This is a genomic window from Pseudomonas sp. FW300-N2A2 (assembly GCF_017351735.1).
Lineage (GTDB): Bacteria > Pseudomonadota > Gammaproteobacteria > Pseudomonadales > Pseudomonadaceae > Aquipseudomonas > Aquipseudomonas migulae.
The window spans coordinates 212,033-234,488 of record NZ_JACNDU010000001.1 but is presented as its reverse complement, the minus strand read 5'-3'; the positions used below and the strand labels follow the sequence as shown (position 1 = coordinate 234,488).

The 22,456-nt window shown below is 57.5% G+C and carries 20 protein-coding genes; 8 read left to right on the top strand and 12 right to left on the bottom strand.

What is annotated here, in order from left to right; translation table 11 throughout:
- Positions 1 to 17: 17 nt before the first annotated feature.
- The 4 genes from J4E42_RS00915 to J4E42_RS00900 form a co-directional block, all read right to left on the bottom strand.
- Complete coding sequence (locus J4E42_RS00915; protein WP_207284323.1) at positions 18 to 632, bottom strand: hypothetical protein; 615 nt, start codon at positions 630 to 632, stop codon at positions 18 to 20.
- A complete protein-coding gene (locus J4E42_RS00910) occupies positions 629 to 1,927 on the bottom strand; it encodes an exo-alpha-sialidase (protein WP_008041507.1) in 1,299 nt (432 codons plus the stop codon). The genes J4E42_RS00915 and J4E42_RS00910 overlap by 4 nt, the downstream gene beginning before the upstream one ends.
- 307 nt (positions 1,928 to 2,234) lie before the next feature.
- Complete coding sequence (locus J4E42_RS00905) at positions 2,235 to 3,137, bottom strand: universal stress protein (protein WP_207284322.1); 903 nt, start codon at positions 3,135 to 3,137, stop codon at positions 2,235 to 2,237.
- Between the two features lie 183 nt (positions 3,138 to 3,320).
- Positions 3,321 to 4,211, bottom strand: a complete 891-nt coding sequence (locus J4E42_RS00900) for a LysR family transcriptional regulator (protein ID WP_032832639.1) — start codon at positions 4,209 to 4,211, stop codon at positions 3,321 to 3,323.
- 167 nt (positions 4,212 to 4,378) lie between these two features.
- On the opposite strand from J4E42_RS00900, the gene J4E42_RS00895 reads away from it, so the two are divergent.
- The 5 genes from J4E42_RS00895 to J4E42_RS00875 all read left to right on the top strand — a co-directional run bounded on the left by J4E42_RS00895 (position 4,379) and on the right by J4E42_RS00875 (position 11,381).
- Positions 4,379 to 5,461, top strand: a complete 1,083-nt coding sequence (locus J4E42_RS00895; RefSeq protein ID WP_207284321.1) for a 4-oxalomesaconate tautomerase — start codon at positions 4,379 to 4,381, stop codon at positions 5,459 to 5,461.
- Positions 5,462 to 5,505: 44 nt separating this feature from the next.
- Positions 5,506 to 6,837, top strand: coding sequence for a dicarboxylate/amino acid:cation symporter (locus J4E42_RS00890; protein ID WP_192227181.1), 1,332 nt, complete (start codon positions 5,506 to 5,508; stop codon positions 6,835 to 6,837).
- A 140-nt stretch (positions 6,838 to 6,977) separates the two neighbouring features.
- Positions 6,978 to 8,282 (top strand): CitMHS family transporter, encoded by a 1,305-nt coding sequence (locus J4E42_RS00885; protein WP_008041516.1) that lies wholly within the window; start codon positions 6,978 to 6,980, stop codon positions 8,280 to 8,282.
- Between the two features lie 91 nt (positions 8,283 to 8,373).
- Positions 8,374 to 9,627, top strand: coding sequence for an OprD family porin (locus tag J4E42_RS00880; protein ID WP_207284320.1), 1,254 nt, complete (start codon positions 8,374 to 8,376; stop codon positions 9,625 to 9,627).
- An 80-nt stretch (positions 9,628 to 9,707) separates the two neighbouring features.
- Positions 9,708 to 11,381: a methyl-accepting chemotaxis protein gene (locus tag J4E42_RS00875; RefSeq protein ID WP_207284319.1), complete on the top strand. Its 1,674-nt coding sequence runs from the start codon at positions 9,708 to 9,710 to the stop codon at positions 11,379 to 11,381.
- A 49-nt stretch (positions 11,382 to 11,430) separates the two neighbouring features.
- Here the strand turns inward: J4E42_RS00875 and J4E42_RS00870 are convergent, their stop codons facing one another.
- Positions 11,431 to 12,297 carry a patatin-like phospholipase family protein gene (locus J4E42_RS00870; protein ID WP_192416370.1) on the bottom strand — a complete coding sequence of 289 codons (867 nt, stop codon included), beginning with the start codon at positions 12,295 to 12,297 and terminating at the stop codon, positions 11,431 to 11,433.
- A gap of 428 nt (positions 12,298 to 12,725) precedes the next feature.
- Between J4E42_RS00870 and gabP the strand changes: the two genes are divergently transcribed.
- The 3 genes from gabP (at position 12,726) to J4E42_RS00855 (ending at position 15,709) form a co-directional block, all read left to right on the top strand.
- The gene (gene gabP, locus J4E42_RS00865) at positions 12,726 to 14,132 is read left to right on the top strand and encodes a GABA permease (RefSeq protein WP_207284318.1); all 1,407 of its coding nucleotides are present in this window, start codon (positions 12,726 to 12,728) and stop codon (positions 14,130 to 14,132) included.
- A 109-nt stretch (positions 14,133 to 14,241) separates the two neighbouring features.
- On the top strand, positions 14,242 to 15,327 hold the full coding sequence (locus J4E42_RS00860) for a GlxA family transcriptional regulator (protein ID WP_207284317.1): 1,086 nt from the start codon (positions 14,242 to 14,244) through the stop codon (positions 15,325 to 15,327).
- A 94-nt stretch (positions 15,328 to 15,421) separates the two neighbouring features.
- On the top strand, positions 15,422 to 15,709 hold the full coding sequence (locus J4E42_RS00855) for a hypothetical protein (RefSeq protein ID WP_207284316.1): 288 nt from the start codon (positions 15,422 to 15,424) through the stop codon (positions 15,707 to 15,709).
- Positions 15,710 to 15,781: 72 nt separating this feature from the next.
- On the opposite strand, the gene J4E42_RS00850 is transcribed toward J4E42_RS00855, so the two are convergent.
- From J4E42_RS00850 to J4E42_RS00820, 7 genes are all read right to left on the bottom strand, one after another.
- A complete protein-coding gene (locus J4E42_RS00850; protein ID WP_207284315.1) occupies positions 15,782 to 17,044 on the bottom strand; it encodes a serine hydrolase in 1,263 nt (420 codons plus the stop codon).
- A 218-nt stretch (positions 17,045 to 17,262) separates the two neighbouring features.
- Entirely contained in the window at positions 17,263 to 17,718 is a 456-nt protein-coding gene (locus J4E42_RS00845; RefSeq protein WP_192227189.1) for a RidA family protein, read from the bottom strand.
- Entirely contained in the window at positions 17,715 to 18,599 is an 885-nt protein-coding gene (locus J4E42_RS00840; RefSeq protein ID WP_008041532.1) for a PhzF family phenazine biosynthesis protein, read from the bottom strand. Before J4E42_RS00840 ends, J4E42_RS00845 begins: the two co-directional genes overlap by 4 nt.
- A complete protein-coding gene (locus tag J4E42_RS00835; protein ID WP_008041533.1) occupies positions 18,596 to 19,642 on the bottom strand; it encodes an ABC transporter substrate-binding protein in 1,047 nt (348 codons plus the stop codon). Before J4E42_RS00835 ends, J4E42_RS00840 begins: the two co-directional genes overlap by 4 nt.
- Positions 19,643 to 19,676: 34 nt before the next feature.
- Positions 19,677 to 20,441 (bottom strand): ABC transporter permease, encoded by a 765-nt coding sequence (locus J4E42_RS00830; protein ID WP_008041534.1) that lies wholly within the window; start codon positions 20,439 to 20,441, stop codon positions 19,677 to 19,679.
- Positions 20,438 to 21,256 carry an ABC transporter ATP-binding protein gene (locus J4E42_RS00825; protein ID WP_008041535.1) on the bottom strand — a complete coding sequence of 273 codons (819 nt, stop codon included), beginning with the start codon at positions 21,254 to 21,256 and terminating at the stop codon, positions 20,438 to 20,440. Before J4E42_RS00825 ends, J4E42_RS00830 begins: the two co-directional genes overlap by 4 nt.
- Before the next feature lie 114 nt (positions 21,257 to 21,370).
- Positions 21,371 to 22,183 (bottom strand): AraC family transcriptional regulator, encoded by an 813-nt coding sequence (locus J4E42_RS00820; RefSeq protein WP_008041536.1) that lies wholly within the window; start codon positions 22,181 to 22,183, stop codon positions 21,371 to 21,373.
- Positions 22,184 to 22,456: the final 273 nt, after the last annotated feature.

Below are 22,456 nucleotides of genomic sequence, written 5' to 3'. Positions count from 1 at the left end.
AAAAATGTCGTTGAATCTCAAATGGATCCGGAGTCTTTCACTGCGCCACGCCGTGTGTTCAGCCAGCCGTACGTCCAGCGCGCCGCGAGCATCAGCAATGCCGCGCAGCAATACAGCCCCAGCAGCGGATCAACCAGGTAATCCCAATAGTTATGCGAAGGTTTTACCCCGGCGATGAAGGCCAGGGTCGCACTGGCCAGCATCACGACGGCCAGGTAGCTGCGCAGGTAAAACAGACCTGCCGTGAGCAGAGCGAAGAAGATCAGCATCGGGCGCGGGCTGAAGCCAAACCGGTAAGGGTCCAGATGACTCAACCCCAGTGTTGCCGGATACAACGCCAGTGCCAGCGCAGCGAAGATAATCAACACGCGGGTTTTATCCTGCTGAGCAGCCGGCAGGAAACCCAGTCGACGCAAACAGCCCCACACCATGAACACCAAGGTCGTCATCGCAAGGTCATCAATGTGGCTGCGCAGGTAAGCCGCCAAGGACAAGTCGTCCAGCGGTATAAAGCTGGCGGCCAGCAATGCAACCAGCAGCACGATCTGCGCGGCTCGCTTTAAGCCGAAAGAAGGCAGCAACAGAAAGATGATCATTGTGAAACTGAGATGCGCTTGCCAAAGGTTGATCATTTGGCACGCTCCGACAGCCATGCATCGTTGAAGGTGACGTGCTTGATGAAGGTGTTGTTCCAGGAATAAACCAGGTGATACATACCGTCGGGACTGCGGATGAAGTACGGGTATTCATATTCGAAACTGCAGGCTTGTTCCTTGCAGACCCGGCTGTCCAGGTTGTTCAGGAACTGCGCTTCCAGCGGTTGGCGAAGTGCGCCACTGGATCCGCGAAACTCTCTGCCGATGATTTCCTTGTAGGCCTCGGGTGAAAACGTATCGCCCTCTGGATCAGGCGATTTGTCGAGGTCGCGCAGCGAGCGCCAATCGTCCATTTTTGCGTCGGTGCCATAAAGACTCAGTTTGAAGCGCCCCTCTTGCAGGTCATTGAGTGCCACCAGCAGCCCATGTTCGGGCGTCGCTATGGCCGCCAACGAAGAATTGGGGTTCGAGGGATCGAGCGGATAAGGCTCGCTCCAGGTTTGCCCGGCGTCTTCAGTGCGGGTCGCCAGTACTCGATGGTGGGTGTTGCCGGCATAGCGCAGCAAGGCGATGCCGCGCTGTCCATCCAGCGGAACGACCGTGGGTTGCAATGAGTTATTGCCATGGCTGATGCGGAATTTATCGATCACCTCACCGTCTGCGCTCAAGTACAGGTACTCGGAAAACTTGCCCAGAAATTCGTGGTAGACCGGTAAGCCGATGGAACCGTCGGCGTGAAACACCGGGGCCGACCGTACCAGGGTGCTGATATTCAAGAAGGGCGAGGTGATCAATTGGCGCGGCGCCGACCATTGGCGTCCATAGTCTTCAGAGACCATTACATTGACCGCACTACCGGCCCAGCCCCCCATGGACACGGACACGTAGAACAACCAGAGCCGGTTATCCGGTGCGAGTGCAACGACCGGGTTACCCAGTTTTCGAATGTATTTACCAGTGCCCAGTTGGGTCGACTGTCGAGTCGCCAATACCTGTTCCGCACCCCATTCGCCGGTTTGCGCGTCGAAGCGGGCAGAGCGCACCTGCACATCGGCTGCGCCTTCACGCGTACCCGCGAACCAGACGGTCATCAGGCTACCGTCAGGCAAGGCGGTTACCGCCGAGGAATGCACGAAGTCCACCAGCCCGGACGAGGCAAAACGGCTGGTATAAATGGGTTTGGCTACTTGCTCAGCCACAGCTCTCACCGGGTTCATCAGGGCAAAGGAAGAATGCACAGGGGCAGGGTGGGTGAACCATGCGGCCGCAAACAGGCAGGAAAGTGCAACATAAGCCAAGAAGGCAGGGAGGGAGGGTAGGTGGATGCGCATAATCGAGGCTGTGCATCTTATGGCCGATTCAGGCAGCTCAACCTATCACTTGTAGTAGCAGACTCGGGCTTTAGCGAGCTGCTGCTTTGTAAGCAAATGTTTATAGCGCGATATTCGGGCCTTGAAATTATAAAAACATATTATTTATCAATAGCTTAAAGATGTTTGTAGGCGCCAGGCCGTTAATCGAAAAACTGCTCTCGAAGGCGGAAGAATAGACTGAAATTCACAAAAACCCATTCAGCGAGCCGAGCGTCGCGGCCTGTTCGGCCGCCAACGCTGCCGTCGTGCACTAAAAGCGGATCCGTTATTGATCTACCTGCGCCTTAATTGCCAAAACATTGCAGGGCACCTTATACAACACGTGCTCTGTAGTACTGCCAATCAGCTTGTGCAGCCCTTTACGGTGCGTATCGCCCATGATCATCACATCGGCTCGGGTGTGGGCCGCGAAGTCGGACATCACTTTGGTGGGCGGCCCTTCAATGAAGTGTTGTCGTTCAGAGGGCACGCGGTAGTTTTCAGCCAGCGTAATGAAGGATTTGTTCAGTGACCGGCGTACATCGGTGCTGAAGCCCGGCATCGTCACGGCGCCGGCACCGGCGTCAGAGATATGTGTCAGCGATGGGTCGAAGGCGTGCAGCAGGTGCAGCTCTGCATCGCACTGCATGGCCATCCGCTGCGCAGCCACGATGATCCGGTCATTGAGGTCGTTGATCTGGTGCTCTGGATGCGACAAATCCACTGCCGCCACTATCACCCGCGGAAGTGGGCACCTGACTTCGCTGACCAGATGAACAGCAACCGGGCAATCGCGCAGCAGATGCCAATCCAGAGGCGTGACGAATACGCGTTTGAGTGCTGATTCGTGGTGTACGTCCTTGATAACCAGGTCCGGTTGCAAGTCTTTCACATGCTGAAGGATTTCTTGAAGTACGTCCCGAGCCAATACAACTTCGGTGGTCACCGCAATGCCATTGCCACGTATCAGTTGGGCTTCATCTTGCAGCCACTTCTGGTTCTCTTGCTGACAGATCTCGCGAAATTGCTCATTCCCGCTCATCAACCCCAAGATGTCGACGTCTTCAATGAACACCGCGATATGCAGCACTGCGTCAGTGGCTTTGGCAAGTGCGACTGCCCGCTCCATCGCCGGCGTGTGACGCATGGTTGGACCGACAATCAGAAAGAGGCGTTGATATTGGCTCATGTCGCACCTCCAGCATTCCGGGTTATCCGTTGGTTTTTGCCAGCACTCTCATCCTCTACACCATTGGCGACCCCTACGGCCTCAACTTCCTGGATCGCCAATACCAATATACGCCTGCATTCAGTGAGCGCGCGCGGGACGAGTTGCCCTATGCACTTATTAAAGCAGGCAGGACGAGAGGGGTCATTGCTCCCACTGTTCCAGCAGTATCGAGACGAATTTTTCCGCTGCCGGAGAGAGTGAGGCGCCTCTTCGGTAAACCAGTCCCAGCGATCGGTTCACGACAGGCTCTATCAAGGGGACGCTCACCAAGGTTGGATGATCCACCGCCGGCATTGCGAGGCTCGGCATTGCCGAAACGCCTAATCCAGCTTCTACCAGGCCCAGCGATGTAGACAGGTGTTGCACCTCATAGAACCACTGTGGACGCCAGCTCAAGCCCGACAAAGCGTGGTCCAGCAACATGCGGTTGCCGCTCAGGCGACCGACCCCGATAAGGCGGTAATTGCTCAGTTCAGACCAGGTGACCGAACTGCGCCCGGCCAGCTCATGATCGCGTCGACACGCCAAAACAAAAGGCTCGTTGACCAACGGCACAAACTCAATGTCCGGGTGCTGGCCGCTCATCATGTTGATGCCAAAGTCGGCTTCGCCACGCAGAACAGCCTCCAGTCCTTCGTTCGCACTGAGATCAAGCAAACGAATGCGGATTTGCGGATAGCGCTCGTTGTAGAGGCGGATGACCGAAGGGAGGAAGTAGAAGGCTGCGGTGGGGATGCAGGCGAGGGTGACACGGCCGCTCTGCCGCTCCGCCAGCTCGCGGATGTTTAGTATCGAGTCGTCGAAGTCATCCAGTAGGCGTCGTGCCTTGGGCAGGAAGTCTCGCCCAACGCTGGTGAGGCTGACCCTTCTTGTCGTGCGATCAAGAAGCGCTGTTCCCAATCCCTCTTCAAGCTTTTTCATTCTCCGACTCAACGCAGGTTGAGAGAGATGCAATGCATCGGCAGCCTCGTGGAAGCTTCCAAGTTCCGCGATCTTCACGAAAGATCGGATGTCATTGAGCTCATAATTCACTTTTTTTCTCTCGGCAGACGAGCGTTATTCAGCCAGTTCATCCTAGATTCATCATGCGTCAAACGCAATAATCAGGCTGATATTTGCATTGGAAACAATTTTTAAAGCCTGCGACTCTTGCTCACAAGACATCAATAACCCCCATTGATCAACAAGAGTCAGTATTCATGCAACGAATTCCCTGTGTGCTAATGCGCGGTGGTACTTCCAAGGGCCCGGTATTTCTCGCCTGGGATCTACCTGTTGCGATCGAAGACCGTGATGAGCTGCTGCTCAACCTTATGGGTTCTGGCCATGAGCTGGAAATTGACGGCATCGGTGGCGGTAGTCCACAAACCAGCAAGGTGGCGATCGTCAGCCCGTCGCTGCATCCTGACGCGGATGTCGACTACCTGTTCGTTCAAGTCATGGTCTCCCAGCGTCGAGTCGACACTGCGCCCAATTGCGGCAACATGCTTTGCGCCGTTGGCCCGTTCGCCATCGAGCAGGGGTTGGTAAAAGGCACTAAAGACCTGACCCGTGTGCGTATTCGCAACCTCAACACGGGGACGTTTGTGAACGCCGAGGTACAGACCCCGGGTGGCAAGGTCAGCTATGAAGGCGACACCGCCATCGATGGTGTGCCGGGTACTGCCGCTCCTGTACAACTGACCTTCCTGGATGCGGCGGGCAGCAAGACGGGCAAGCTTTTCCCGACTGGGCAAACGCAGGATCTGATCGACGGTATTGCAGTGACCTGCATCGACATGGCGATGCCGATGATGATCGTCGAAGCCGGCCAGCTGGGTAAGCGCGGTGATGAAAGTCCTGCTGAGCTGGATTCCGACAAAGAATTTCTGCGCCACCTGGAGGCCTTGCGACTGCAAGCTGGCCTGGCAATGGGCTTGGGTGATGTCAGCGACAAAGTGATCCCCAAGCCTGTACTGGTTTCACCGGCCAAGGCTGGCGGCACGATCCAGGTGCGCTACTTCATGCCACACAATTGCCACCGGGCCTTGGCGATCACCGGTTCCATCGGCCTGGCCACTGCTTGTGTCACTGAAGGCAGTGTGGTCGCGCAATTGCTCGGCGGGGTTAGCGAGCCGCGCTTGCAGCAAGTACGCATTGAACACCCTAGTGGTGGAATAGATGTCGTATTGTCCTACACCGGCGCTCAGGGTGAGACCATTCGTGCTTCGGTAGTGCGTACATCGCGCAGGCTGTTCTCCGGTTTTGTCTACGCCGCGGCTTCCCAACGACTCGCCGGATAACGTCCCCTAGTCATTGCCGTTTTTGCATCAGCACAATTCTAAAAATGGGTGATGCCATGAAAGTTGTAAAATCGCTCTACTTTCAGATTCTCTGCGCCGTGCTGTTGGGCGTACTGGTCGGACATTTTTGGTCGCAACAGGCCATCGCCTTGAAGCCGCTGGGTGATGCCTTCATCAAACTGATCAAGATGATGATCGCTCCGGTGGTGTTCTGCACCATCGTCACGGGTATCGCGGGTATGAGCGATAAACGCTCCCTCGGACGCCTGTTGAGCAAGACCATGCTGCTGTTCCTGGCGTTGACCGTGATCAGCCTGATTATTGGCCTGGTGTCGGTCTACCTGTTCAAACCCGGTGTGGGCATGAACATCGACCCCACCCAGTTGAGCACCAAGGGCTTGTCGCAGTACACCGATTCGGCCGCGAAGCTGGGAGTGGTCGAGTTTTTCATGCACATCATCCCCGACACGTTCATCGGTGCCTTCAATAAAGGTGAAGTACTGCCGGTGTTGTTCATCGCGGTGCTTTGCGGTTTCGCGCTGTCGGCCATAGGCGAGCGTGGCAAGCCGGTGCTGGATGTACTGGAATCCGCCTCGCACATGGTGTTCAAGATCTTCTCCTACCTGATGCGCTTCGCTCCGATCGGTGCCTTTGGCGCCTTGGCGTTCACCGTGGGCCAGTACGGTATTACATCGCTGGGCTCGTTGGCCAAGCTGATCATGACGCTGTACGTCGCCTGCGCCTTCTTCGTCTTTGTGGTGCTGGGGAGCATTTGCCGGGCGAATGGCTTCAGTCTGTGGAAGTTGCTGCGCTACTTCCGCGAAGAATTCCTGGTGGTGCTCGGGACTTCCTCCACCGAGCCGGTGATGCCGCGGATGCTGGAAAAGCTGCAAGCCCTGGGTTGCAAGAAAGGCGTGGTAGGGCTGGTGCTGCCAACGGGTTATTCGTTCAACCTCGACGGTACGGCCATCTACCTCTCGCTGGCAGCGGTATTCATTGCTCAGGCCTGCAACATCGAACTGAGCCTGACACAGACCGTGACCATGCTGGCAATCATGCTGTTGTCCTCCAAGGGTGCAGCGGGCGTCACCGGTGCCGGTTTTGTCGCGCTGGCTTCGACGCTGACAGTGATCCATGACATTCCCTTGGCCGGCCTTGCCTTGCTGATCGGTATCGACCGTTTCATGTCGGAAGCCCGGGCTTTGACCAGCCTGGCAAGCAACGCCGTGGCTACCGTGGTGATGTCCATCTCGGAGAACGCCTGTGATCGCGAAACACTGATGCGGACTCTGGACGGCAAACCTTCGCCTGCCGCACCCCCAGCCCAAGTCCAGAACCCCGACTGGGATGGCCTGAAGGTCACCGAACACGCTTGACCGCTCAAGGCTGAATCCAGCCCCTTAAATACCTCAATGAATAACTCCCGCCAGGCACCGTTGATCGTGCCGTCTGGCGGGGACGGGGTCGCGCGCCTGTGCGTCGGCCACGCTACTCATAAGAACAAGAGAACTGACCTATGCTCGCATTGCTTGGATTGGCCATGGTGGTGGTCTTCACCGTCCTGATAATGACCAAACGGTTATCGCCGATTGTCGCGCTGACGGTGGTGCCGATTGTGTTTGCCGTCATTGGCGGTTTCGGTGGCACTACCGGCAAGATGATGCTCGACGGCTTGAAAATGGTCGCTCCTTCGGCCGCGCTCCTGCTGTTCGCGATCTTGTTTTTCGGCTTGATGATCGACGCCGGTCTGTTTGACCCGCTGATTCGCAAGATCCTCAAACGCGTCAACGGCGACCCGATGAAAATCGCTGTCGGCACAGCGTTGCTGTCGCTGCTGGTGGCCCTGGACGGTGATGGCACCACCACCTACATGATCACCTGTGCGGCAATGCTGCCCCTGTACAAACGTATCGGGATGAACCCGATGATTCTGGCGACCATCGCCATGCTTTCTCTGAGCATCATGAGTGGCATGACGCCTTGGGGAGGGCCGGCGACCCGAGCGATCGCGGCGCTGGGCCTGGATGCCGGTGAATACTTCGTACCGTTGCTGCCGACCATGATTGGCGGCGCCATGTGGGTGGTGTTCACCGCGTTTCTGCTGGGCCGTGCCGAGCGCAAACGGATCGGCAATATCCAGTTGGAAAGCGGCGGGGGAGATTGCTACATCAAGGCGATTCTTGAAGACACTCCGCACAAGCGACCGAAACTGGCCTACGTCAATCTGCTGTTGGTGATCGCGGTGATGGTCGCACTGGTGATGGGGATCATGCATTCCGCGATCCTGTTCCTGATCGGCTTTGTACTGGCGCTGATGATCAACTATCCGCAACTGGATATTCAGAAGGAACGCATCCTCGCCCATTCGGGCAACGCCATGACCGTCGTACTGTTGGTGTTTGCCGCCGGCATCTTTGCCGGGATTTTCTCCGGCACCAAGATGGTCGACTCCCTGGCGCAAACCCTGGTTGACTGGATTCCGCCGTCCTGGGGGCATCTGTTCCCGCTGGTGGTGGCGATTACCAGCATGCCGCTGACATTCGTTCTGTCCAACGATGCTTATTACTTTGGCGTGGTGCCCATTCTGGCGAATGCCGCTGCGGCGTATGGCATTGATCCGGTGGAAATCGCCCGCGCGTCGATTCTCGGGCAGCCAGTACACCTGATGAGTCCGCTGGTCGCCTCAACCCTGTTGCTGGTGGGGATGGTCGATCGCGATATCGGCGACTTCCAGAAAGCCACCGTCAAATGGGCGGTGCTCACTTCACTGGTCATCACCGCGCTAGCCCTGCTGACCGGGGCGATCAGTCTCTTCACCTGATTCACCCAAGCCACCTGTTTTCTCCCAAGGCGCCTCGCCAGCGAGGCGCGCGCTGTTCTGCACCCCAAATAACAACAATGAGTAGTTTTCCATGACCACTTTGCATACCCAACGGGCGCTGTTTTCACTTCTTGGTTTGTTGCCGCTAGCCAGTGCCAGCGCAGAAGGATTTATCGATGACAGCAAGCTCAAACTGCAATTGCGCAACGTCTATTTCAATGAAAACTTCCGCGACGAGCATGGCTTGAGTGCCAAGTCGGCAAGGACGGCGAAGAGCGAACGAACCGAATGGGCCCAGGGATTTCTGTTGGATTACCAGTCGGGATTTACCCCCGGCACCCTCGGGTTTGGTGTTGATGCCCTTGGCCTGGTCGGGGTCAAGCTCGACTCCGGCCGTGGCCGCAGCGGTACGGGTTTGCTGCCCGTCCATGATGACGGTCGTGCGGCAGACGAGTTTGCAAGCCTGGGGATGACTGCCAAGGCCCAACTGGCCAAGACCACAGTCAAATACGGCACCTTGTTACCCAAGACTCCGGTGCTGATCTACAACGATGCGCGTCTGTTGCCGCAAACGTACCAAGGCACACAGATCAGTAGCATCGACATCGAAAACCTCACCCTCACCGGGGGCTACCTGGATCGATTCAAACTGCGCGATTCCACCGACAGCATGCCGATTGTGCCCGACGGTTACGGTGGAGATAAATCAGGGGACTTCAGCTATGCAGGGGCCGAATACAAGCTGGGGAAGAGCGTTCGTTTGAGTTACTTCTACGGTGAGCTGGAAAACTTTTACCGTCAGAATTTTGCAGGTGTCCAGCACGATCTACCCTTGGGCGGCGGCGTGCTGACCAGTGACTTGCGCTACTTCAACAGTGTCGATACCGGCTCGGCCTACGGTGGCAAGATCGACAACAACATGCTGAGCGGGCAACTGTCCTACGCCATTTCCGGCCATACATTCGGCGGCGGCTACCAGACCCTCAACGGTGATGCAGGGTTGCCCTTTATCAGCGGCGCAACGGTGTACTCGTTCAGCAACGCCGGGATAGGCAAGTTCATCGAGGAGGATGAAAAAACCTGGATGCTTAATTACGGCTATAACTTTGCCGCCGTCGGCGTGCCGGGCCTGACGTTCTCTACTCGCTATCTGAGCGGCAACGACGGTAAGTCCAACACCACGGTAAAAGAGTGGGAACGTGACGCCGAACTGGCTTATGTCGTGCAACAAGGCACCTTCAAGGGCTTGGGTGTGCGGTTGCGCAACTATGTTTATCGCTCTGATTATTCCCGTGGCCGAGACAGCAACCGGATCTACTTTACCTACGACATCGCGCTCTGGTGATTCCCTGATCGCGGCCTCGCGATGTTCGCAGGCCGCCTTTTAAGCCTCGGCCTCACAGGATTGGGTGAAGGATTTCAACGATGTCGTTTAAAACCAAAATACTGTTGCTGACCTTGTTTCCGGTAATGCTGTTTGCCCTGGTTTCAGGTTTGAGCACCCGTGGCACTTTGCAGTCCCAGGCCGAGCAAGAAGTCGCTCAGACCCGCGAGCGACTGCTTGAGGAGAGCCGCACTCGGCTCAAGGATTACGCGAGCATTGCTCGCACTTCCATAGCCGGACTTTATGATCAGGCTGCTGCCGGGGATCCGTCCAGCCGAGCCTTGGCGATCAGCCGCCTGTCGAAAACGAAGTATGGCGATGACGGCTATTTCATCGGTTATGACAGCCAGGTTGTACGCCTGTTTCGCGGTGACAGCAGCGAAGGCGTCGGTACCAACATGAGTGATCGCAAAGACATCAACGGGAAATACTTGAACCGCGAAATGGTCGCTGCGGCAAAAAATGAGACTCACTTCGTCACCTATTCAGGTGGGCTGGTCAACACCGATAAGGTGGTGGCGAAGCTCGCGTACAGTTTTTATTTGCCCAAGTGGGACATGGTCGTGGTCACGGCGATCAATCTGGACAGTATCGACGTTCAGGTCGCCAAGGTGCGGGCTGATGTTGATGCGCGGGTGCACAGCTTGATGTTCAGCATCGCCATCATTGCTTGTGTGCTGGTTGGCATTATCGGTGTGTTGGCTTTACTGCTGGTCAAGCGCAGTTTGCGTCCCTTGACCCTGATCCGGGCCCACCTTGATGAAATCGCTGCGGGCGAGGGCGATCTGACGCGGCGTCTGCCGGTGGTCAGTCGAGATGAGCTTGGGCAACTTGCCGGTTCGTTCAATGCGTTTATCGATCAGATTCACAGCCTCGTCAGCCAGATCGTCGCCATGAGCGAGCAGTTGAATGGATCTGTGAGCCATGTGGCCGAGCAGAGCAGGCATATTGACCGTGCCATGGATAAGCAGCGCCAGGAAACCGACCAGGTGGCCGCGGCGATCAATGAGATGTCATCGGCGGCACAGGAAGTATCGGCCAGCGCACAAAACGCTGCCGACGCAGCCGTCGAAACTGACAGGCAGTCCCGACATGCGAGGCAAATAGTCAATGGCAGCATGACTCGAATTCAGGCACTCACCGTGGAGCTTGATGAGAGTGGTATCTCCATGAAGAGCCTTCAAAGCGATGTGACTTCTATCGTCACCGTGCTGGATGTGATCCGCTCGATTGCCGAGCAGACCAATCTCCTGGCACTCAATGCGGCTATCGAAGCCGCTCGTGCCGGTGCTGCCGGGCGAGGGTTTGCGGTGGTTGCCGATGAAGTACGCGCGTTGGCCAGTCGTACTCAGCGCAGCACCCAGGAAATCCAGGCGATGGTTGAGCGGCTCAAGGGCACGACTGATGGCGTGGTCAGTGCAATGCATCAATCCACCAAAGCGGCTCAAGGCGCTAACGCTCAGGCCGATCAGGCGGGTGAGTTCCTGGGCAACACTGTCGAACTGATCGCGACCATCAACGCGATGAACGCACAAATCGCGAGCGCTGCGGAGGAACAGACTTCGGTGGCTGAAGAGATCAACCGCGGGGTGCATCAGATCGCGCGGGCCATTGATTCCGTTGCCAACCAGACCAAGAGCGGGGTCAAGACCGTCGATGAGCTGTATATGATTGGCAATCGTCTGCAAAGCTTGCTCGGACAGTTCAAAATTTGATGCCGAGGGAGCAGGGCGGTTAGACAGGGCGACAGGTCATTCACATCACTCAATGCTCATGGGCATGCGAATGGAGGGTCAAGGCGCCCGGTACCTTGGTGCGCTCGAGCCCCCCACGTTCCAGCCACCGAAGAGTCTGCACATAGGCACGCTGCAGCAAAGACTCGGTCTGGTCAAAGTTGAACACCGAGACATCCACAGGGCACAAGGGCGGGACGATGTGCAAGCTGGTGACAGCGCGGAAGTGTTCGATGTCGCTCACCAGTTGACGCATGCTCATCAGGTTGACGGTGTGCAGGGCCAAGGCGACCAGGCCCCGGGGCGGTTGTGTCAGGGCGCAACTCACGCCGGTGGGGATTACCACGACGTTGGTGGCTCCCAAGGCTACGGCCGTCGAAATGGGTGTATTGCTTGCCACGCCGCCATCAACCAGGAACTGATCGGCGATTTGCACGCAGGGGAACACCAGCGGGATGGCAGCGCTGGCCAGCAACGCCTGCTCAAGGTCGCCACTGGACAGAACCGTCTCGGCACCACTGAGCAGGTCGGTGGTGACGATGTGCAGAGGCAGCGTCGCTTCTTCGATGCGATGAATGGGAAGTGCCTGCCCCAACAATCGGTGTAACGCCGCCGGCTGCAATAAAAAGCCACGCCGCTTGATCAGTCCTTTGCAGGTGTCGATCCAGGAGAGGGGAAAGATGTCAGTTTTACTCAGCCCACGCCAGAATCCGGCGAGCGCCTCTACGCCCTCGGAATCGGGCCTTGCGGCAAAGTAGGCACCGTTGATAGCGCCAACCGAAGCGCCGACGACCATGTCGAATCGAACATCGGCCTCGACCAAGGCCCGCAACATTCCCACCTGCACCGCACCCAAACTGCCGCCGCCAGCGAATACGATTGCGGTTTTGGTGACCATGGTCGAAGTCTCTGTGCGGAGATGTATCGAATGAGTGTAGCTGACGAGGTGGCGCTGAATTCCGTGAAGGCAGACTACGGAGTCATCCTCTCCAACCGATGCGCCTGCACCGGTTGGATGGAACGTGCCTATAGAAGAGGGATCAGCTGTTGGCTACCTTCGTCGAGGTAGTAAACCGGTAATGGATTGTCACGCTGGCGCATGTCGATATCAGACTCACAGGTGGCGCGCTCGGGCTACTTGCGTTGAAGACTGAACGCGTAAGGTGACGCGTCATTTAATGGCTGTGCAGTCACGATGACTGATGGGAAATGCTCAGAAGCGTTGAGGTTCGCCGCTTTCGATAAGGGGCAACAGGAAGAAATGATGATCGCCTGACCCTCAGTCAGCACGCTCTAACGTCGATCACCAGAGAACAAAAAAAAACAATGAATAGCCTGAACTCTAAAGATTCGAACGGTCAGTTGGCACAGGGTTTCAAGCCGCGCCACGTCACTATGCTTTCCATCGCGGGGATTATCGGAGCAGGTTTGTTTGTCGGGTCGGGACATGCCATTGCTGCTGCCGGTCCGGCGGTATTGCTGGCGTATCTGTTCTCCGGCCTTTTAGTCGTTCTGGTCATGCGCATGCTGGGCGAAATGGCGGTTGCCAACCCGGACACCGGATCCTTTTCCACCTATGCAGACCAGGCCATCGGGCGTTGGGCTGGCTTCACCATCGGCTGGCTGTATTGGTGGTTCTGGGTGCTGGTGATCCCCATCGAGGCGCTCGCGGCCGGGCATGTATTGAACCAATGGTTCCCACAGATCGATACCTGGTTGTTTGCCTTGCTGTCGATCATCCTGCTGGTCGTGACCAATCTCTTCAGCGTGTCCAAATACGGCGAGTTCGAATTCTGGTTTGCGATGGCCAAGGTCGTGGCGATCATCGGGTTTATCGGCCTTGGTTTTGCGGTGCTCATGGGGTGGATTCCCGAGCGGGAAGCCAGCGGGTTGAGTCGACTCATGGACGAATATGGCGGGTTTGCGCCCAACGGTTTGTCAGCGGTCGTCGGCGCATTCATCACCATCATGTTCAGCTTCATCGGTACGGAAGCGGTGACCATTGCGGCCGCCGAATCCAGCAACCCTGCGCAGAACATCGCCAAAGCCACACGCTCGGTGATCTGGCGCATCGGGGTGTTCTACTTGCTGTCCATTTTCGTGGTCATTTCCGTGGTGCCCTGGAATGATCCGTTGTTGGCGTCTGTCGGCTCTTACCAGCGGGCACTGGAGCTGATGAACATTCCCCATGCCAAGTTGCTGGTGGATGTGGTGGTGTTGATTGCCGTGGCCAGCTGCATGAACTCGTCGATCTATATTTCCTCGCGCATGTTGTTTTCGCTGGGTAAGCGCGGTGATGCACCGAAACCATTGAAGGTGACGTCGTCGGCGGGTGTGCCGAGGGCTGCGGTAATCGCCAGCACTGTGCTGGGTGCCGGGGTGACCTTGTTCAGCTACTTCATGCCTGCCGGTTTATTCCAGTTTCTGCTCGCCAGCTCTGGCGCCATTGCGTTGCTGGTGTACCTGGTTATCGCCGTGTCGCAATTGCGCATGCGCAGGATTCTGCGTCGGCAGAACGTCACGCTGACCTTCAAGATGTGGTTGTTTCCCTGGCTGACCTGGTTCGTTATCGCCTTCATCAGCGCAGCGTTGGCGGTGATGATGGTGACGCCCGAGCACCGTATGGAGGTTTCTTCGACCATCGTCCTGGCGCTGGTGATTTCCTTTATCGGCCTTGTGACCACGCGTCACCACGGGCAGCCGCAGAGGGTGGTGGCGGCAGAAAGTGCATAGCCGCTTCAGCGTAAACCTGCTTGCGATCTTATAAGTACGCGAGCAGTGGCGGGGCGGTAAAACCGCCCGTGCCACGGGCCATTACCGCTCACTGGGAGAATAATCTTCGATGGCATATGACACCCCCAGGGCCGTTTCTCCCCAAACCATTGGTTTTTTGCTGCTGGACCAATTCACTTTGATTTCTCTGGCCTCTGCTGTAGAGCCGCTACGAATGGCCAACCAGCTGACCGGTCAAGAGCTGTATCGTTGGCACACTTTCAGTTTGGGAGGCGAGCAGGTGTGGGCAAGCGACGGCATGCCGATCACTCCGGATGCGTCGATCAATAACGCACCGATGCTTGATACCGTGATTGTCTGCGGAGGCATCGGCATTCAAAGCGCCGTGACCCGGGAGCACGTTGCCTGGTTGCGAGCCCAGGCGCGACGCTCGAAGCGGATCGGGGGCGTATGCACAGGCAGTTGGGCCTTGGCCCAGGCAGGCTTGCTCGACGGGTTCGATTGCAGCGTGCACTGGGAATTTCTGGCCGCCATGCAGGAAGCTTTTCCGCGAGTGAACCTCAGCTCCAGTTTATTCACCCTCGACCGGGACCGCTTCACCAGCTCCGGTGGAACCGCGCCAATGGACATGATGCTGCACCTGATCAGTCGCGATCATGGTCATGAACTGTCAGCGGCCATTTCCGAGATGTTCGTCTACGAGCGAATCCGCACCGAGCAGGATCACCAACGAGTGCCCCTCAAGCACATGCTCGGCACCCATCAACCGAAGTTGCAGGAAATCGTCGCCTTGATGGAGGCCAATCTGGAAGAGCCGATCGAGCTCGACGAACTGGCGAGTTATGTTGGCTTGTCCCGTCGACAGCTCGAGCGGTTGTTTCAGAAATATCTACATTCCTCGCCGTCGCGGTATTACCTCAAATTGCGCCTGATACGCGCACGTCAGTTGCTCAAGCAAACGCCGATCTCCATCGTAGAGTTGTCGGTGGTGTGCGGCTTTGTGTCCACCCCCCATTTCTCAAAGTGCTATCGCGAGTGTTTCGGCATTCCACCCAGCGATGAGCGACTGGTGGCGCAACCGCAAGTGGCAGCAAGTCCGACTCTGCAAATATTTCCGCCGGCAAGGCCGATGAATTTGCTGGATCAGGCGCGTGATGAGTCAACGTTCGCAAGTATCAAGATTATGAAACCCTGAACAAGCGAGCTGGCGTCATTCCAGACACCCGCAAATTAAATACCTCCCATTTCCTTAAGCACAGTGGGGCGGGCTGTGGAGCATCGTACTTTGTATGGTGCTGTACACGGGCGTCACCGGGTTGCTCGGAGCCAATTGCACGGCAAGCCTGATGAGCATGTTCCCGAGGCAGGCGGGGGCGAGTGTCGCCCTGGGTACTTCGGTGCAATTCGCCACCGGGGCGCTGGCCAGTCTGTGGGTCAGTCACCTGGCTGATGGCACTTCATGGCCCATGTGCCTGGTGGTGGGAAGCTGCGGGGTTGGCTGCCTGATTGCGTATGGCATCTCGATCCACGCGCCTGTCAATCAGGACGCCCATGCCGACACGCTAGAACAACATTAGAGAACAAATTCTGGCTGCCTTCTTCATGTATAGGCGTTTTTCCAACGCCTATACATGAACCCGAGAAACCGGTTACTGAAGGGTATTGCTGATGGCGTCAAAGGCGACCATGTCGTCGATAACCTCACCACCGGTGGGTTTGGTCTGTGCTTGCCACACTACAATCACCACATTTTTGGTCGGGTTGATGTAGAGGTACTGACCAAAAGTGCCTGCAGCAGTAAAGGCTTTATCGGCCTTGGATGCATCGGTCCAGCCTGGCCACCACATGTTGGCAAAGTCACCGTAGGCCGCATCTGTGCCAGTGGTCGCGCTGGCGAAGCTCATCCAGTCTTCAGGCAGCACTTGCTGTGCACCGGCCTTGCCGCCGCTGAGTAAAAACTGGCCAAAACGCCCGTAATCTTCAAGGGTTGCACTGATGCCGCTACCGCCCACTTCGTTGCCATTGGGGCCGTCGAGCCACCATTTGGCATCGGTTTGCATGCCATAGGGAGCCCAGATTTTTTCGCTCAGGTATTGCGTCAGTGGCTTGCCCACGGCGGCGCTGACCAGTTGTCCCAAGACTTGCGTTTCACCGGTGCTGTAGTTGGTGCGAGTGCCAGGAGGTGCTGCGGTGGGCAGGCTTGCCATGAACTTGAGGAGCGATCCAGGCACTTGTTCGATTCGCAGCTTGATCAACTGTCGTTCGTCTGATGTTGGATCAGTGTATTTCTCGTTCCATTTGATTCCGGAGCGCATGGACAGAATTTGACGTACGGTGACCTGGTCGTATCCGCTACCGGCCAGCGCGGGTAAATAGTGGGTGACTTTGTCATCAAGGCTTTTGATGGCGCCGTCCTGCAATGCAGCGCCCACGAGGGTAGAGGTGATAGATTTCGCCACCGACATCGACATCCAGCGGGTGTCGGTGGTATTACCTTTTTCGTATCGCTCAGTCACGATTTTACCGTCCTTGAGCACCAACAGGCCTGTTACCCGATTCAGCGCAACGTAGTCATCGAGACTGTAGCGCTTGCCTTTATAGTCAAAGGCAACCGGGCCGAGTGGCGTGCCGCTGCGCGGTAGCGGGAAAGGGTGGCTGCCCGCCTTGATGGCCCGCACAGGAAACAAACGATCAGTATTGCGAAAGGTAGTGACGGCCAAGTCCTCGCTGAGATTGCCGTCATAAATGGCCTGGACTTCGCCAATCGGCTCCAGCGCAGGTTGTTGGTAGGACTTCGTGGGACCAGGAGTGGCCGCCCAGGCGGTCAACGATAGCGCGAGTGTCGAAACACACACCACCACTTGAAGATGGCTGCGCTTAACGAGCGATGGATGGCGAGGGAGCATTGGCATAAACACCTTCCTATTGTTTCTTGTTGTTTTGTCAGGGGGAAGTTTGCAAGGCGGAAATTTTTTGGGCGCGTGGGATCGGGCCTGATCACGCGCAGAATCGGGCCATGGATAAGAGGCAAGCGTCGACATTGGCTCCCAGGCCGCAGTCGCGCTGAGGAATGTGCCACCTCAACGCGAGAGCTTTCATGGTTGATTGATTGGCCTGGTGAGAAAGCGCTCTAACGCACTGCCGCCACCAGTTCCAACTCCAGCAATCCGCTGCCTGGAAGCCCGGCGACGCCCAGTGCAGAGCGCGCGTGTTGCCCGCGCTCGCCAAACAACTCGATCAGCAAACGCGAAGCTTCGTCGAGAATTTTTGAGTATTCCTGGTAACCGTCCTCGGCATAGACAAATCCGCGTACGAACAGAATCCGCTCGACGCATTCCAGATCACCGATCGCTTGCTCAAGCGCACTCAAAGCCCGCAACACACAGGTGCGAGCAGCCAGGATCAAGGTTTCTGCAGGCATGTCTGCCCGAGCCGGACCTTTGATTACACTGTCGGCCAGTCGACACACCTGCCCGCTGACATAGGCCACACCACTGTGGATCACCACCGGCACGTAGTCACCTTTGGGGGCAGGGGCATCGGGCAATTGCAGGCCCAACAGCGTCAGTCTCTCTCGAATGCTCATGGGTTCACCTGCGCAAAACTCACCGGCCCGCCGAGCCACAATCCCTGGATCTGCTCCTGAGCATCCCGGCGAAAGCGCAACGATATCTCCGAAGGGCGGCCCATAGCCCGGCCCTGACGAACACGCACCGGGCGCTCATCAGCACTCACCAGGCCGTTTTCCAGCAACCCGAAGGCCAAGGCAGCGGCCGCAATACCGGTGGCCGCATCTTCGGGATAGCCGGAGGATTTTGGAAACTGTCGTGCGTCGAATTGGCGAGTGGCGAGGTCCAGTGCTGCGTAGGGGTACAAACCGGTTGAGCCGATGCGCTCGCACAATTGCTCAACCCGTCGGAAGTCGGGTTTCAGTCCATCCAGCACCGCTACGCTCTTGAGCGGGATCAGGGTTTTCACCCGGCTGGTGGCCGCGTTCTGGATGGGCAACGGAGCCAACTCATTGGAGCTGATGCCCAGCACCGAGAGGATTTCCGCTTCGATGTCCGGGGACGAGAGCGTTTCGACCTGACCTATGGGCTGGGTGATTTCGATCTGTACGCCACCATCCCCATCGCGCATGACTCGCGCGTCCACGCGTCCACTCAAGGTCCAGATCGACAGTTGATCCTTAGGCAACATCCCCAGTCGGTCCAGCAGCCAGACGGCGCCGACCGAGGCATGTCCACACATCTCCATTTCGTGGTTCGGCACCCAGAAACGGAAGCTGAAGTCATAGTCGGTTCCAGCCGGTGGCGAACAGACGAAGCCGCATTCATGCCCGTAAGCCTGGGCCACAGCCTGCATGTCTGCAGCGCTCATGCCGTCGGCGCGAGCGACGGTTGGTGCCGGGTTGCCGCCGTTTTCCGCAGCAGGGAATACATTGATCAGATGAACTTGCGGGGTCATTTCTGCGCTCCTTGAGCGTCCGATAAAACGGGTGCAACTGCATCGACGATGGCATTGGTAAATACTGTGTGCGGATCAAGGCTGACCGGTTCCGCTTCAACAGCGTTCATGAAACTGATGTTCTTCTGGACGCCCGACAACTCGACCCTCGGTGTGGCCGGGTAAGAGGGCAGCGACGCTGTCCATGCCGAATCGAAAATCGGCGCGGCGGTGTGAGCGAAGTACGGCCGCACGGCTTCCCGAGCCTTGTCCGGATCGGTGGCGATCAGTTGCTCGGCGCGCCACAGGGCCTTCACCATTTTTCGTGCGGTGTCGGTGTTACTGGCCAGCCAGTCTTCCCGGGCAATCATCGCTGTAAAGAGGAAACCGTTGAGCGGCGGATATTCACCCTTGGCCAGGTCCATCAGCACAAATCCCCCTTGCTGTTCGGCGGTGGTGATAGTCGGTGGTGACAGCGAAAAACCATTGATGCTGCCCTGGGAAAACGCCGCCAGCATGTTCGGCGCGCCGCCAATCGGCATGATGGTCAGGTCTTTGTCCGGGCTCAGGCCTGCGTCCTTGGCCAGATAGCGAACCAGCATATCGGTGGTGCTGCCGGGACCGGTGACACCGATTTTCAATCCTTTCAAGGCTTGTGCCCGGGCAGTCAGCGGTGACGCCGCGGATACGCCCGCATTCTTGGCAGATGCCGCATCGATCACCACCGTGCTGCCGAACTGGGTTTGCACTGAGGCGAATGCCTGGACATTCTGGCCCTTGGTGCGGGCACGAATCGCCACGGCAGGCAGGCCGACATAGGCGTCGGCATCACGTCCGAGCACAGCGGTAAGCGCCGCAGAACCGCCTTTTTGGAAGACGATGACTTCGATGTCGAGCCCTTCTTCGGCGAAATAGCCGAGCTTCTGCGCGACATAGATCGGCACATACAAGAAGCCTTCACTGGGAAACGCCAGTTTGACCTTGGTCAACTCGGCGGCCTGAGTCGCGAACCCACAGAGCAATACGCTGGCGAACGCGGTCGCCGTTACTAGACGTTTGAACATGATGGAACTCCGGATAATCAAATCGTAGGTGTGCTCAAACCGCCACTTCACGTTCGGCGTCGTTGGCTTTCCACGGCATCAAACGGCGTTCGGCCAGCTTGACCGCGGTATTGAGGATCAGCGCCAGGGCAATGATGCCCACCAGCGCGGCGAACACACCGGCGGTGTCAAACTGCGAAGCCGCGTCGGAGAGCAAGTAGCCGAGCCCGCGATTGGCAGCGATGATTTCACCCACCAGTGCGCCGATCAGTGCGTACGGCACCGACAGGCGCAATCCGGTAAACACCCAGGTGAACGCGGAGGGGATGACCACCATGCTCAACAAATCACGTTCGCGGGCGCCCATCAGGCGCAGGATGGTCAACTGCTCGCGGGACACGTTGCGCACACCGCTGTAGGTATTGAGGAACACCAGGAAGAACACCACTGCCGCGGTCAGAATGACTTTCATCGGCAAGCCGATGCCGAACCAGAGGATAAATAATGGCGCGAGAGCGACCTTCGGCAAGCTGTAGAACGCGGTGAGGAAGGGGTCGAGGATGTCGGCCAGGACTTTGGCCCGTCCTAACAGCAGACCAGCAGCGAGACCGGCGACCGAGCCGAAGAAGAATCCGAGTACGGCTTCCAGCGTGGTAATCCCTGCGTGGTAGAAAAACACACCGTTGAGCAGGATCTTCCACAAACTGGCCGCCACGGCAGAAGGCCGGCTGATGAAAAACTCGACGCCGAACCAACGGGAAATGCCTTCCCACAGCACCAGCAGAAACACCAGGAACAGCAAGCGATAGACCTGAATCATAGGGCCTCCAGAGAGTGAGCCAGCGAGGAAGGATCGGCGGCACCGGCGATGTCTGGGGCCAGGCGCTGCCAAAGGGCGGCGCAGAGTTCGACGTAGTGCGGATCGGAACGCAGTTGCACCAGATTGCGTGGCTGCGCCAGCGACACCTCAAGGATGTGATCGATGGTGCCGGGACGTCCGGCAAAGACCACGCAGCGATCGGCGAGGGCGATGGCTTCGTCAACATCGTGGGTGACGAACAGCACGGTTTTTTTCAGTTTCTTGCACAGTCGCAACAGTTCGGTTTGCAGCGTGAGGCGCATCTGCGCGTCGAGGGCTCCAAACGGTTCGTCCATCAGCAAGGTCTCAGGATCGCTGGCCAGCAATCGGGCCATCGCAGCACGTTTTCGCATGCCACCGGACAGTTGGTTCGGGTAGCTGGCACCGAAACCGGTCAGCCCGACCAGCGCCAACAGTTCCTCGACGCGCACGTCGATTTCACGCTTGCCCAGGCGCCGGATCTGCAACGGTACGGCGATATTGCCGGCGACTGTGCGCCACGGCAGCAAGTGGTCAGCCTGGGTCATGTAGCCGACGCGGGTGTTGACGCCTTTGACTTCGGCGCCGTCGTAATGAACCCGACCTTCGGTAGGGCCGAACAGCCCCGCGGTCATGTTCAACAACGTCGATTTGCCGCACCCGGACGGGCCGACCAACGTAATGATTTCGCCGCGCTGGATCTCAAGCGATACATTGCGCACGGCCACAAACTGGCGCCCGTCGACCTTAAAACTCTTCTGCACATCAGCGAAACTGATAAAGGGTTCTTGCCTCACGGCCCCATCCTCTTGTTGTTTTATCAGGGCTCAGGATGCAGGGCGGAGGAATTCCGGGCGCACGGGATCGGGCCTCATCATGCGCGAGATCGGGCCATGGATAATCGGGATGGTTTACCGGTTGGTGTTACGGCGAAACTCGTCAGGCGAGCAGCCCTGCGCGCGTCGGAAAACCTGGGCCAGGTGGGAAGGGGACTCGTAGCCGACACTGTTGGCAATCTCCAGCACCGACATGCGCGTGTGCTGCAGCAGGTTCTTCACTCGCTCCAGGCGCATGCGCTGAACGCAGGCCAACACGGATTCGCCAGTGTGTTGGGCAAACAAGCGGGTGAGGTGGCGTCGTGAAACATGAAAGGCTTCAGCGATCTCGTCCAGTCCCGGAGACTGTTCAAGGTTGCCATCCAGATAGCGCTGAACATCACGCACCAATGCCGCACCATGACGTTCGGTCGAAGAACGTTGCAGGCTTGGCTGGCTCAGGGAAATCGCCAGGCATTCCAGGAGCAGCAAGTGGTCGGTCTGGGTGATTTGCCGACGCCGATCCACGTAGCGATCCGGTTGACTGAAGGCCTTTTTCGCCAGCAACAGATGATGAAACGGTGCCGAGGCGTGCCAGATACCCAACGTCGGGACTCGCAACAAACGATTGGCATCACCGGACAGATCACGCAGGGCATAGCTCATGTAATCCGGGTCGACATAGAACGCAACGTGCCCCTGGCTCACTGTCATTGACGATGAGGAATGGCTCCACTGGGGTGGGACCAATACGAACTGTCGGTCAACTATCGACGTCGAACGGCCGCTTTGTTCGTCCTTGAATCGCAACAAACCATGTTCCGGCACCATGATCATGAATTCATCATGCTCATGGGCAGCGGTTTCATAGGCTCCATTGGAGTTGAAGACGCTGTAGATTTCACGCATTGGCCGCACCGGATCGCGTCAGTCAGGTGCAAATACTAATACGCTGCGGAGGGAGAAATCTCAAGATTGGATAAAACCAGCAATTACTACCCGCTCGTCTCAGAAGGATTTGCGATCCCCTGCAACGAAGAGGTCGCGGTCTTCCATGCTTTCTCACTCGTGGCGCTGTGCAACATCCCCGCCCGTCACCCCCAACAACCCGGCCCGCACTAACCCGAGGTTGCGTTGTCAGTATTTCACGCCTAGCGACGAGGATCGTCTCTGATTAGCGGC